The sequence below is a fragment of the Flavobacterium faecale genome (assembly GCF_048320115.1).
Classification (GTDB): Bacteria; Bacteroidota; Bacteroidia; order Flavobacteriales; family Flavobacteriaceae; genus Flavobacterium; species Flavobacterium faecale_A.
The window spans coordinates 2,445,466-2,459,333 of the sequence record NZ_CP182943.1 but is presented as its reverse complement, the minus strand read 5'-3'; the positions used below and the strand labels follow the sequence as shown (position 1 = coordinate 2,459,333).

Below are 13,868 nucleotides of genomic sequence, written 5' to 3'. Positions count from 1 at the left end.
TATATTTTTAAAAAATTTAAACCTATTTATTCTACTATGATTCTAACAGTACCCAGATTAATTTTTCCAGCAGTAGCAGCTTCTAAAGTAATATTTTCAGCTTTCTTATTCGATTGTAAAATCACTACACATTTGCCATTATACAATTTTCTATAATTAGCTTTGAAAGGTTCCAAACTGGCTTGATAGCCATTATCTACCCCAACAATTTTAGCTCCACCTGAAACTTTAAAATTAATTAGGTTATCAGCATTAGGTAATGTATTTCCGTTTATATCCTGCAAAGTTACCGTTACATAAACCAATTCATAACCATCATTTTTAATGAAAGTTTTATCAGCTTTCAAACTGATTCTTGTTGCTTCACCTGCGGTATGAATTTCAGTTTCTTTAACTATTTCACCTGCTTTTCTAGAAATAGCTTTTAGTGTTCCTGATTCAAAAGGAACTTTCCATACAATGTGTAAATCATCGCCTTTTTTAGCTTTAGTCCCTAATGATTTTCCGTTTAGAAATAATTCGACTTCATCGGCATTATTATAGTACGCCCAAACATCAATTAGTTGTCCCGCTTTCCAATTCCAATGTGGTAGTAAATGCAAAACTGTCTTATCACTCCATTCGCTTTGGTACATATAATACACATCTTTTGGGAAACCTGCCAAATCGATAATCCCAAAATAGGAGCTGCGAGCTGGATAGGGATACGGATCGGGTTCACCAATGTAATCGAAACCTGTCCAAACATAAGTGCCTGCTATAAAATCATTTTTTTTTACGGCTTTCCAACTTTCTTCGTGTGTGGATCCCCAAAAGGACTTTACATTGTCGTAAGCTGAAACCGTAAAATCGGCATTCCCATCAAAAGTAGCGCCGTATTTAACAGGCCACGCTTTTATCGAATCAGAAGGTTGGTCGTAATGTCCACGAGTTTCAAGTGCCGAAACTGTTTCGGAAGCAATTATTTTTTGTCCTTTGAAACGCAACGGAAATTCCTTGTAATCTTCGTGTTTGTAATTGAATCCCAATAAATCCAATGCACCCGATTGGTAAATGAAATTTTTTTCAGGAATATTCTCGGTCAAAGCGCTTGTAACGGGTCTAGTCTTGTCCAAAGATTTTACAATTTGTGCCAATTCTTTAGTAATAGCAATTCCTGTGCTATCAAATTGCTCTCGAATTTCGTTTCCAATACTCCACATCATCACTGAGGGATGGTTTCGGTCGCGTTTGATAAAATCTTCTAAATCGCGTTTGTGCCATTCGTCCCAATCTTTATGGTAGTCATTAGTTACTTTTTTCTTTTTCCAAACATCAGTAAATTCATCTTGAACAATAAAACCCATTTCGTCACACAATTGCATCATTTCTAACGAATGTGGATTATGTGCCATTCGGATGGCGTTACAGCCCATTGTTTTCAGCAAAGTCAGTTTACGTTTTACGGCGTGAATATTTTCCACTGCTCCCAAAGCACCGTTATCGTGGTGCAAACAAACGCCTAATATTTTAGTTGGTTTACCATTTAATGAAAAACCTTTTTCGGCATCAAAACTAAAATAACGGAATCCTAATGGGGTTTCATAACTATCAACCAACTTGGATTTTTCGTAGATTTTAGTAATCACTTTGTACATATTCGGATTCTCTGTATCCCATAATTTAGGCTGATTCACAGTTAAATTATGTGTTTTTTTTGAATGAGTATTGGCTACGATTTTTTCGGTTGTGATAGCATAACTAACTTCTTTATTTTGTGTATCAACAATAGAAGTTACCAATTTGAATTCTTTTGGAGTGACTGTCTTATTTTCAATAGTAATTTCAACATTTACTGTTGCTTTTTCACTAGAAACTTCAGGCGTGGTAACATAAGTTCCCCATTGTGCTACGTGTAGTTTTTCGGTCGCTACCAATCGTACATTTCTGTAAATTCCAGAGCCTGTGTACCATCTTGAATTGGGTTGTGCATCATTATCTACTTTTACTGCAATAACATTCTCTTTACCAAACATCAAATGCGGTGTCAATTCGTAAGCAAATGAAAGGTAACCGTTTGGTCGCATTCCTAAAGAATGTCCGTTAATGAATACTTCACTGTTTTTAAAAACACCGTCAAATTCTATCGAAATGGATTTGTTGGTCCAATTTTCAGGTACTGTAAATACTTTGCGGTACCAGCCTTTTCCTGCAGGCAAAAATCCTTGTGCTTGTTTCGTTTTACTTTCTTTATCAAAAGTCCCTTCAATACTCCAATCGTGCGGCAAGTCCAAGGTACGCCAATCAGCAGCCTCAAAATCAGATTGAATCGCAGTTGGATAATCACCTAGTTTAAAATTCCAATTGGGGTTGAAATCGGCTATTATTCTGCTTTCTTTTTGTACAGCACTACAAGCCACTAACAACAATAACGAAATCAGAAAAACACTCTTTTTAAAAATATTTTTATTCATTTAATATTTGTTTAATTCTATTCATTGCAAATGTCAGTCTGTGCCAAAATTTAGAAAATCGAAGACAATATAAACACTTCGACAAGCTCAGTGTGACAAACTAAATCTATAATTTACTGAAATTCAAACGACTCCAAACGCAATCCTTTCATGTTCTCTGATTCTATTCTTATTTTATATTTCCCTGCATTGATATAACCTCCCGAAGTGGTGTTTAAAACCTTCCACTTTTCCGTAGGTGAAGGAAATTCAATTGTGTCATTTCGCATCAAAATACCATACGCATCTTCAATAATCAATTTGACTTTTATCGGTTCCTCCGTCATGTTCATGTATCTAAAACGCATCAAGTACACATTAGCAACGCCTGGATTGACTTCAAACTCAATGCTGTTAGCCGTGTTTTTAGTAAATTCCACATAATCACCAGACTTAAAATTTCCTTTTTCTATTCCGTCTCCTTTTATTTTTGCGCCTTCAGCTTCTAGTTTTAGAGAAGGTCTATCATCTTTGGTTTTTCCTAAGTCTGAACTTGGCACCACAACAATAGAATACATGGCAGAGGCATTCGAATCGTTATTTCCAAAAACTACTTTCGCTCCTTTTTTTACTTCTTTTTCGAAAACTGAAAAGACAATTCCGTTGCTATTTTTAGCTGTTTCCTCTTTTTTTTGAAATCCGACAACCAAGGTAAAATCGTTTTAATTTTCGAATCCACCAAAACAGAAACCATGGCATTTTCTTTCGAAACAAAAGAACCTGAAGTCGCATTTTCATTAGAAAAACAGATATAATCAGCCGTATATAAATGTGGCGGCAAGTAGGTGAAAACCGCTTCCGAATCCCGATATTGTTTTTGATTGATATTCATCCAAGAACCTATTTCGAAGGAAGTCTTACTACTTGTATTTATAATATTTTTGTACAAAGAAGCAACTTCCTTGAGAGATTTATCCTTGGAAGCAATGGCAATAGCCGAAACAATTGCAGTTCCCGACTTTATATTGGGAAAAGAAATCACCAACTGACCGTTTTTACTCTTGGCAGTGACCGTTTTTTTAATGGCTTTGGAGAAACCAACTTCAGACCAAATATCAAAATCTTTTAAAACCACTTCCTCATTGATTGCCATATCAAAAACGCGCCAATCCTTGCAATTTAACCCACCGCCTGTTCCATACCAAGGTTCCGAAAAATACAAATCGACTAAATATTCGCCTTCGGGAACTGAAAATTCGTATTTCAACTGATCCATCCCATAGCGGAAATTTTGGAACAAGGCATCATTTTGAGTTCCATCAACCAAATCAGAAGTGGTACGTTGACTCGCAAAATAAGCGGGTAGGTTTTTAAAATTATCCGTCCATGATAAGGAACCCCAACTATTTTCTTCGGTTTTATGGGTATCTGCTAACCATAGATTTCCAAAACTATCTTTAAAATCTGGACCGCCGCAATTTACCCGATAGAGGTAATTGTAATTGGATTTAGAAGCAATCACTTCTTCGTTCGAACTTAAATTTTTTAAATGAGGCGCTTCGGGTAAATTGTTCAAGACGACATAATCCTGAGCTACTTTTTTACCATTCACATACCCTACAGCATACAGTATATTATAGTCAATGTTGACATTATTCCATTGAAAATGTTGTCCACGACCTGGGTTTTTCAATTTCCCTAAGGATTGTTGGTTCACGTCATTGAACAATTCTACCTCATCACAATTCGAATAAATATCGATTCCGTTTTTGATTCCCGTTGTTCCCCAACGGTTCGGCCAAGTGTGTGAAACGATATAGACCATTGGATTGGTTTTGTTCGAAACATAATTGGCTCGGTACATATAATAAGCGTCCAAAGGTTCGCCCCAAATCGTAAAAAGCCCTTTGTAATTCACTGGTCCCACTTGGTCTATAGTTCTAAATCCTTCCCCATTTTGTTCACGTCCGGGATTTTCGTGCGAGGCAAACAACCAGTTGAATTGGCCTGCTACTTTATCTTTTACCGCTTCGGCTTCACGCACTTTGATTTCCATCAATTGCGAAAAGCGATTTTCACTCAAAATGCCTTTTTGGTCAAATTCGCCTTCAGTGTGCAAATCGATGCTTCGCCAAGCGCCATATTCCCCATTCAACAATTGCTCTGAAAGTTCCACATGATAATTCAGCGGATTTCCCCCATAAGTTCCTGACCAGTTTTGAACAACATTCCAATCAGTTCCTTCACCACCGTTACAAGTAGTGACTTTACGTTGCGAGGAAGCCGAAGGGTCCATTTCACGAATAATAGCTGTGCATTCTTCAGCGAACTCTTTCGGAATCGTACTTTCATTTTGCAATCCCCACAATACCACTGACGGATTGTTGCGACGTTCTTTAATCCATTCGCGTAAAAGGGTTTTAAAATTCTCTTTAAACTCAGGAGTATCGTACCAAATATGAGCCGAAAACTGACTCCAAAACAAAATTCCGCTTTCATCAAGCAATTGTTGGTATTTTAAATTATGCGGTTGGTGCGCTTCTCGAAAGGAGTTGAAACCCGCTGCTTTGATTTGTTCGATTCGGGCTTTTATTTGCGTGTCTGAAAAGGAATGACTATTCCCTAATTGGTGCTCATATTCACAAGTTCCGTTGATGAAAACAGCTTGGTCATTGAGAAAAAATCGGTTGTCCTCTCCTACTCTATCTATTGGCCAACTGAACCAACGGATTCCGTAAGTCGTCGAAATTTTGTCTATGACTTTATTTTTCTCTAAAATAGTAGTCACCAACGTATACAAATACGGACTTTCAGGCGACCATAAATTGGGGTTTTTAATTTCGGGAAGGGTTTGTTTAATTTCTTTGTTCCCTTTCGAAACCACCACTTCCTTTTTAACGGAAACAACTTCTTTTCCATTTTTATCGAAAAAGGTGTTCAAAACAATAATCTTTCTATCAGATGAACTGAAATTCTGTATTTCTGTAGTTGTATGCAAAATCGCTTGCTCCTTAGAAACCGATTTGTCATTCCAAATATGCACTCCAAAAGGCGCTACTCGAACGTCATTAGTTTCCACTAATGTCACTGGACGAAAAATTCCCAAAGGTTGTGAACCTTCTGAAAATCCCCATTCGCCAGAGCAACCGCCACAAACCCAAGGCAAATCGGCAATAAAAGCAGGATGCTCAGCTTTGACTAGAATTTGGTTCTCACTTTTGTATTTTACAGCATCTGTAATATCTATAGTAAAGGTCGTTCGACCTCCTTTATGCTGCCCCACTTCTATACCATTAACCCAAACTGTGGCATAACTACTTACCCCTTCAAAAAACAAAAAAAGTCTTTTTCCGCTTTCCTGTTTTCCAATTTTTAGTTTTTTAGAATACCAAGCAGTTCCGTGTAAATTACCATGTTTTATTTGGCGAAAGCCGTAATATTGATCCCAGTTGTGGGGAACGTTTACCATTTTCCAATCAGCATCAGATTGATTGACAAAATCCAATTTCGACTTTGGACTGGATTCCATCATAGTTGTTTTCCAGCCTTCGTTAAGCAAAATTTCTTTACGAAATGAAGCAGCCTTTTCTAAGTTTTGTGACCAAGAAAAAGTAGTGATAACTAAAAATATATAAATTAATTCCTTCATTTTTATGTATTTAACCCTTTGTGAGTTTAAAACTCTCAAAGGGTTGACTAACTATGTTTTTTTAGTAAAACAACCAATCCACAGCCTCTTTATCGTCCTTACCGATAAAACCAACATCGCGAGTAATGATTTTTTGATTCGCATCAATAAATCCTAAAATGAGTACTCTACCTTTCCCTAAGGTCAGTTCATTTTCACCCGCTTTAAAAGTGTAGGTATGAATGTTTACCCTTGGCAATTCTTTTAAATTCATGGCATTGGCCAAAATCACTTCGGCTTGACCGTATTCGTTTCCAGCGGCATTGGTTTCCAAACTTGGAGGCAATAAAAATCGTTTTTGGTCGGAATTAAAATACCCCACTACCAGTTTCACATCTGTAGGGCTTTTGAATTTTAGTATTGTTCCTTCTGTGTTTTGCTCGTCTTCTACTAATGAAATTCCGTTTAGATTTTGAAGTTCAGGTGCTACTTTTACTAATTCTGAAATAGCGGTTCCATAGACTTTTGTCCCTTCTTTTACTTCATAAGTAGTTCCTTTTGGTGTTACCATAGTCACCTTTGCCGTTTTCCATGGTGTTACTTCTTTTGCTTTCACTTTTCCGCCTTTGGCTTCTTTTAAAAGGGTAATATTCCGATTGAAATTAGCCAATTCGCGTTCGTAATGTGGCAATAATTCTGCCCAAGTTTTATGAAAACCATCATCCCCTCCTATTGGAATTCGACGTTGTGCAGTTTGCATACTATTGGCATACAAATAAGTACCTTTTGTCAAGTTGACTAATTCCTGATAGTACTTCAAACTTTTCTCCAAATGCGGTACTGCTTTGTCTAAATCGGTAATATCATTGGAATAACTGTATCGTAAAACCAACATCGCCGCTTTTACTTTCTCTGCAAAGAAATTGGCAAATGCATGGTAGCAATAGGTGTCGTTTTTAAGTCGATTGAATTCGGCTATATCTTTGGTTACCCTTGGAGTAGCTTTTTCAATCGCTTCTACAGCCAATTTTCCGTGTTGTACAATCTCCTCAATAATTTGCGAAGGTGTTTCCCCAACGTGAATTTCCTTGTTCCATTCTTTTTTGGCATACTCCAAAAGCAGTTCTCCCACAGGTCCACAAGATTCGTGAAAACCAGGATACACACGCCATTTGGCTGGATTTACCAACTGACTTTCGAACATTCCCAACAATAATGTTTGTCTATTTCCTTCGGTAATTCCGAAACGTCTTAATGTTTTTGGAGCAATTTCACCTGTTTCTTCATAAGCCTTCAAAATATTTTTTCCTCCTTCAGAATCGGTACCAAATTTTTTTGCAAATTGAGCATCCCAGAAGTCAATTTCTTCACTACGGTCTCTTTTGCTGTCCCAAGCGTATCTTGCCCAAGCTTTGTACCAAATCCAATCGCGCTCCATTTCTAATAATCGTTTATCTGTCTTATCAGCAGTATAAGGCCAATCCCAGTATGAAGCTTGTGGATATAGATGTAGTGCATTCGCTCCATGAACATTGTGCATGGCTTGCACACTTTTTTGAATAAAATCAGGCGAACCGTATCTAAAAGGCTCCAAATTAGCCAAGATATGTACATTAGAAATATGAATCGAACCTAACGAACTCAGCTGTTTGTGTGTTTCAGCCCAAGGACCACGAGGTTGATAAGTTGTTAAGGATTCTCCATTGTATTTGCTCATCGTGTATAAGTTTTTATACATTGGCAAAGCTTTTTCCATCACTACAGGTGCATCGGTATCGTGCGAGCGCAAGATAATAGGTGGTTCTTGCGTTTGTTTTAAGGCTTTCAAACCGTCTTGAACCCCTGGAATAATCGTCTTTGTAAACCATTCCACATCATCTTCTGTGCTTCCCATAGCTTCACCCAATGCCACTAACAAACCAACATTAGGGTATTTTTCGATAAAAGCAGCAATCGATTTACGAGTATAATCAGCTATCAAAGGAACAATAGGTCGCTCCCTGTCTTGGGTTTTAATATTGTAATGCTCCGCAAAAGGTTTGGAAACAATAATATTATAAAACATCTGAATAACCCAAATCCCTCTTTTATTTGCTTCTTCGGTTAAAAATTGAAAAACTTCTTCATTCTTTTTGAAATCTTCGTCGCTCACCTCAACGGCAAATGGATAGTCTTTTAGTTTTACCAAAGAGGCAAAAGGATGTCCGTTCCATAAATACAGAGAATTCATTCGGTTGTCCACCATCATATCCAAATACTCAATCCACAATTTTTTATCATAAAACCAGGGAAAACTTTTAGGAGTATACGGGTATTCATAAACACCGCGACCTTCTAAATACACAGGTTTTTGAACCCCAATACAAGTCCCTCGCAACACCATTTCTGGGCTGTCATTTTTATTTATGGCTAAAGGTAATTTGCCCTTGGTTTTGATTTGCTCTTCTAATTCTAAAGCGCCATACAAAGCGCCCGAAGCATCAAATCCTTCGACATAAATAGTATTTTTTTGAGAACTGATTTGGTACCCTTCCTTTTTTGTCAGTTTAGTTTCGTCTAAAGAAATTTTGACTGTATTTTTTTTCCAATGCGCACTTCCTTTTTCACCAATAACAATAACACTGGTTTTTGATTTTCTTGGTATTTTATCTGAAAAAGTAACAGTATAGCCTTTTTCGGTTAATGTATTCGACAATTTTTCGGCTCCAAATTGGATTCTAGGTACATTCGCATCCCGAACAATCGTAACGTTTTGTGCTGAACTGATTGTACTATAAAAACATAAAAAAAGTAAGCTTAGGTATTTCATTGTTTTGTTGTTTAACTTTTCCTTCAGGGTCTTTTTTAACCGTGTAGGCATTGTATATTGTTTATTGATTCCAAAAATTTGAATCTTAAAATAATCTAATACTTGTAAAATCTTATAAGGCTTTAAAAAACTCTTAATATTATTCAACTAATTATTAAAAATACTTTTCAAATAAGCAGCGTTTGCACCAAAATTGGCTTTCACATCACGAACTTGATTGACATCTCTGGAGCGTTCAATGATTAACCAACCACTCCATTGCATGTCATCAAGGGTTTTCTTGATTTCAGGAAGATTAACTGCTTTATTGTTTTGTAGCCAAACCCCATCTGTTGTGGAGGCGTGGATTTGCGCAATATTATCTCTGCCTAAGGTTTTCAATTCTTTAGAAATATCTCTTCCATTATCAACCGCATTGGCAAAATTGAATGAAATTTTTATGTTGTGGTTTCCTATTTCCTCTAATAATTTTTTATCACCAGCCGCATCTAACGAAGTTTCTACCGCAATCACACCGCCAATTTTGTTGACTTGTTCTCCTGCCCAACGAAGTCTTTCAATAACTTTTGGTCGCAATTCAGGATTTTTCAACAAATCACTCTGTGTTCCTAATGGCAAAAATGCAATTTCAACATTCATATTTTTCATGGTTTCAATACAGTCATTTACCATTTTTTCAACGGTTTCTCGCTCAGCAAAAGATTGCGCATAAAAACCAGACATGGCAATCGAACTGATTTCAACTCCTGTTTCCTTTGATTTATCTATAAATTTTTGTCTTTCAGCAGGGTCACCCAATTTGCTATCAAAAGTTTCTCTGTTCCCTAAACCGCCCATGTCTAATTCGATTCCGTCCGATTTAATTTCTTTCGCTAATTCGAAAGCACTTAGTTTTTGTCTTTTTAAAATCATCCAATCACATACCGCTACTTTGTATCGGTCTTTTGTTGGTCCAGGCCAAACTCCATTTACAATAGGAAGCGACACTAATTTAGACGGATCGATTTTGACATATTTAATGCGTTGTCTTCTCCATGTATAAATGCAATGCAACATTCCGTCAGCACCCTGAATGATAGACGGATACGAATATTGTCCAATTCTAGAATCTTCTAAAACCAATGCGGCATCCCAATTAATTCCATCTTTTGAAATGGCAATATTCAACGGACTTCTGATTCCTTTTATTTGGTCTTTGTTTGGCCAAACATGATTGTAAATCAAAGCATGTTGCCCATTTTTCATGGTGACCGCATCCGTTCCAGAACTGTTATTAGGCATATTCAATAAGCTGATATCAGACCAAGTGATTCCATTATCTTTTGAGAAAGTACTAAACAAATGTCTGTTTCTTGTTCGACCAATAGCTTGCAACTTTTTGCCTTTGTGAAAAAGAATACTGGGTTGAATAGCGTTAATGGTATCTTTCCCCCTTGAAACCGTATCCCCCATCTGCCAAGTTTTACCAAAATCAGGAGTAGATTCCATACGCAGATGCCATCCATCCCCTTCAATACTTGAAGGGCATAAAAGTGTTCCGTTAGCTAATAAAACAGGCTTGTTTTTGATTGGCCCTAAAAAACCTTCTGGTAATTTTTCAGGGTTCGACCAGGTTTTTCCGTTATCCGAAGAACGTATTAACATCCCCCACCAAGTAGATGGACTAGGTCCTATTTTGTAAAAAAGTAGTAAATCTCCCTTTGGGATTTGATACAACACAGGATTCCAGGTAGGCAATCTTGGCCCTTCTTTCATCACACCATCAGCAACCTGTACGCCTTCACTCCATTTGTCACTCCCTTTGGATTTTATACTCACATAAATGCAAACATCAGGGTTACGTTCGTGGGTTCCACCAAACCAAGAAGCTATTAAATCACCATTAGTAGCTTCCACAATGGTTGCAGCATGACAAGAAGGATAAGGGGCTTCTTCAAATAGAAACTCTTCTGTGACAACACCTTCTTTCCAAGTTTTATTTTGAAGTGCTGAATGACAACTTGCCAAAGTCAATATTCCAAGAAGCCAAGCTGTTGCTTTTAATACTTTCATTATAATTCGCTTTTTATATTATACTTAAAAATGTAAATATAACACTTATTTTGAATTATAGTGTCCTTCTTACCTCAAAATTCGTCATTAACACTTATAATTTAACAGTATAAACCCCTGACGGTAAGATTAAAACTTGCTGGTTCTCTTGGTTATTAAAGGCTATTCCAGTTGTTTCTAACTTTTTACCATTTACTACAATATCTTTAGGATTATTCGTTGGCAGATATACCAACGCAGAACTATTAGCAGGAATAGTAATATTCCATTCTAATCCTTTTTTACTTTTTTTCCAATGACTTTTAATCAAACCATGAACGGATTCGTAAGAAGCATTTACATAAGTCAATCCTGCATTAAAATCGGGTTTCATTATGATTTGTTTGAATCCAGGAGTCTCGGGATTGCTTTTGATTCCAGCCATATTTTCGTAATACCAAATCATCAAATCACCCAATAACATCACGTGGTTTTGCGAATTCATTTTAGGATCAGCCGTGTTTCCGTTCCACAATTCCCAAATGGTAGTTGCACCATTTTCGGCCATATAACCCCAACTCGGATAGGTTTTGTTAGAAGCCAATTGTAAGGCTAAGTCACTTCTTCCAAAAGCAGACAAAGTACGCATCAAAAATTGTGTACCAATCACTCCCGTACTGATATGCCCTTTGTGGGTAACTTCAATTTCGTGTACCATATTTTGGAAAACACTTTTTTTAGCTTCCGCAGGAATCAAATCAAAAGCTAACGGAAGTACATTGGCTGTAACTGTATTATTGCTGTATTTATTTTTTTCTTTATCGAAAAATTTAGCATTAAAAGCCGTTTTAATTTTAGTTGAAAGCGTATTATAATACAGAATGTCATTTTCATTAGCATCAATAAGTTCTGCAAAATTTTTCATCTTTTGCAACAAATAATAATAAAAGGCACTCGAAATCAATTCTCCATCTGTTTTCAAAGCGGGGTCTTTGGCAAAAATCAATTCTAAAGATTCTGGTGGCACACACCAATCGCCATATTTGTCTTTTCCAATTAAATCATTTTGCAAATAATTTTCTTCCATATACACCATCCACTTTTTCATAGAAGGATAGTGTTTTTTGATTACCTCCACATCGGCAAACTGGCCGTATAACATATCGGCAACTGTGATATAAGTTCCTGGCCAAGTCACATTATCACCATAATAACGCCAAAAAGCTGGCGCTACATCGGGGATTCCACCGTCTTGGGTCTGTGCATTTTTGATATCGTCTAACCATTTTGCATACAAAGTTTGGTTATCGAATAAAAAACTCTCTCCATAAGCACCCGTTGTGCGGTCTCCTAACCAAGGTTGGCGCTCATTTCGTTGCGGACAATCGATAGGCATGCCTTTGTAATTTCCACGAATTCCCCAATAGGCATTTTTAAAAATTTGGTTCATCGTAGGATTTGAACATTCAAAAGTCCCTGTGGTTTTCAAATTGTCATACACCACTTTTCCTTTAAAATCCGCCAAAGTTGGTGTTCCTTGCCATCCTGAAATTTCAACAAATCGGAAACCATGAAAGACAAATCGAGGTTCCCAAATTTCTTCTTTATCTCCTTTTAAGGTATAAATATCGGTAGTTTTAGCATCTCTTAAATTGGCAATATACATCGTTCCATCATCTTGTAGGGACTCGGCAAATTTCATGGTAATTTTGTCTCCCGATTTTCCTTTGACCCTGATTTGCAACCAGCCCACCATATTTTGTCCCATGTCTAAAATATAAGTTCCTGCTTTGGTTTTCTTAACAGAAACAGGATTCACCTCCTCCATAATTTGCATGTTGGGCGTCATTTGTGCTTCGAAAAATCCACCCGGTTCTTGGACATAAGTGGCAGGAATCCATTTGGAATCCTCATAACCTACTTTGTTCCAGTTAGGCATTTCTTTTCGGGCATCGTATTCCTCGCCGTCGTATTCGTTGTTGGTAATTATTGGACCGTTTCCGGTTAGTTTCCAGGTGTCATCAGTGGTTAGCACCTCTTTGGTGCCATCCGTGTATTCGACTTCTAACTTCATTGCCATTTTAGGAAAACCAAACGTTTTGATTTTGTATAACTTATAATCTTGGCGCATGGCAAAATAACGACCGTTTCCTAAAATCGTTCCCACTGCATTGTTACCTTGTTTAAGATGAGAAGTCACATCAAATACATTGTACTTGACATTCTTGGTATAATCTGTTGGAACTGGAGCCAAAACCTGATTCCCAATTTTATCCCCATTAATATACAACTCATACAAACCCAAACCCATCAAATAGACCTTAGCTTGTTTAATCGTTTTAGTCAATTCAAATTCTTTTCTAAAATAACGAGCCGATAATCGAGCGTACATGGCAACACTATCGCTTTCAAATGGATAATCGTAACCAATCCAGCGCGTCGATTTCCATTCGGCATAGGTTAAAATCCCCATGCTCCAATGTGCTGTTTCACTCCAATCCAGTTCCCCTTTGTTTGTCCAGACTTTTACTTTCCAAAAAGCCTCTTTCTTGCTTTTTAGCTTTTCGCCTTGGTAGTGAACATTAATCGATTGATGGCTCGAAACTTTTCCACTATCCCACAAATCGGCTTGATTAGCATTTAACTTTTCTTTAGTCGAAGACACTAAAATTTGATACCTAGTTTGCTGTACATTGGAACTAGAAGTAGTTATCAACCAACTCAATCGTGGTTGCACAACATCAATTCCTTCAGGATTGGTGAGCATTTCACATTGTAGATTGTTTACGCTGATTTTAGTTTGGGCTTGCGCCATAAAAAAACAAAGTGATGCAATAAGGATGAAACTATGTTGTACTATTTTATTCATGAGTCGTTATTTTTTTTCACGCAGATTTAGCTGATTCTGGCTGATTTTCTATTAATGAGATTGAGATTAAAATCTGTAGAAATCTTTTTTAATCAACTT

General features: G+C 37.0%; 6 protein-coding genes. All 6 read right to left on the bottom strand.

Translation table 11 applies throughout. The features are described 5' to 3' along the window. Positions 1-26 precede the first annotated feature (26 nt). Positions 27-2,453: a sugar-binding domain-containing protein gene (locus ACNH59_RS10295; RefSeq protein WP_418262461.1), complete on the bottom strand. Its 2,427-nt coding sequence runs from the start codon at positions 2,451-2,453 to the stop codon at positions 27-29. A 113-nt stretch (positions 2,454-2,566) separates the two neighbouring features. After that, on the bottom strand, positions 2,567-3,142 hold the full coding sequence (locus ACNH59_RS10290) for a hypothetical protein (RefSeq protein WP_418262460.1): 576 nt from the start codon (positions 3,140-3,142) through the stop codon (positions 2,567-2,569). Next, a complete protein-coding gene (locus ACNH59_RS10285) occupies positions 3,061-6,081 on the bottom strand; it encodes a malectin domain-containing carbohydrate-binding protein (RefSeq protein ID WP_418262459.1) in 3,021 nt (1,006 codons plus the stop codon). The genes ACNH59_RS10290 and ACNH59_RS10285 overlap by 82 nt, the downstream gene beginning before the upstream one ends. Positions 6,082-6,142: 61 nt before the next feature. Continuing rightward, positions 6,143-8,869, bottom strand: coding sequence for a hypothetical protein (locus tag ACNH59_RS10280; protein WP_418262458.1), 2,727 nt, complete (start codon positions 8,867-8,869; stop codon positions 6,143-6,145). A 147-nt stretch (positions 8,870-9,016) separates the two neighbouring features. Then, a complete protein-coding gene (locus tag ACNH59_RS10275) occupies positions 9,017-10,921 on the bottom strand; it encodes an exo-alpha-sialidase (protein ID WP_418262457.1) in 1,905 nt (634 codons plus the stop codon). Positions 10,922-11,015: 94 nt separating this feature from the next. After that, the gene (locus ACNH59_RS10270; protein ID WP_418262456.1) at positions 11,016-13,769 is read right to left on the bottom strand and encodes a glycoside hydrolase family 78 protein; all 2,754 of its coding nucleotides are present in this window, start codon (positions 13,767-13,769) and stop codon (positions 11,016-11,018) included. Positions 13,770-13,868 lie beyond the last annotated feature (99 nt).

Bases quoted from the DNA above. Each gene is read 5' to 3' on its own strand.
- ACNH59_RS10275 (WP_418262457.1), bottom strand. From the start codon at position 10,921: ATGAAAGTATTAAAAGCAACAGCTTGGCTTCTTGGAATATTGACTTTG.
- ACNH59_RS10295 (WP_418262461.1), bottom strand. From the start codon at position 2,453: ATGAATAAAAATATTTTTAAAAAGAGTGTTTTTCTGATTTCGTTATTG.
- ACNH59_RS10285 (WP_418262459.1), bottom strand. From the start codon at position 6,081: ATGAAGGAATTAATTTATATATTTTTAGTTATCACTACTTTTTCTTGG.
- ACNH59_RS10270 (WP_418262456.1), bottom strand. From the start codon at position 13,769: ATGAATAAAATAGTACAACATAGTTTCATCCTTATTGCATCACTTTGT.
- ACNH59_RS10280 (WP_418262458.1), bottom strand. From the start codon at position 8,869: ATGAAATACCTAAGCTTACTTTTTTTATGTTTTTATAGTACAATCAGT.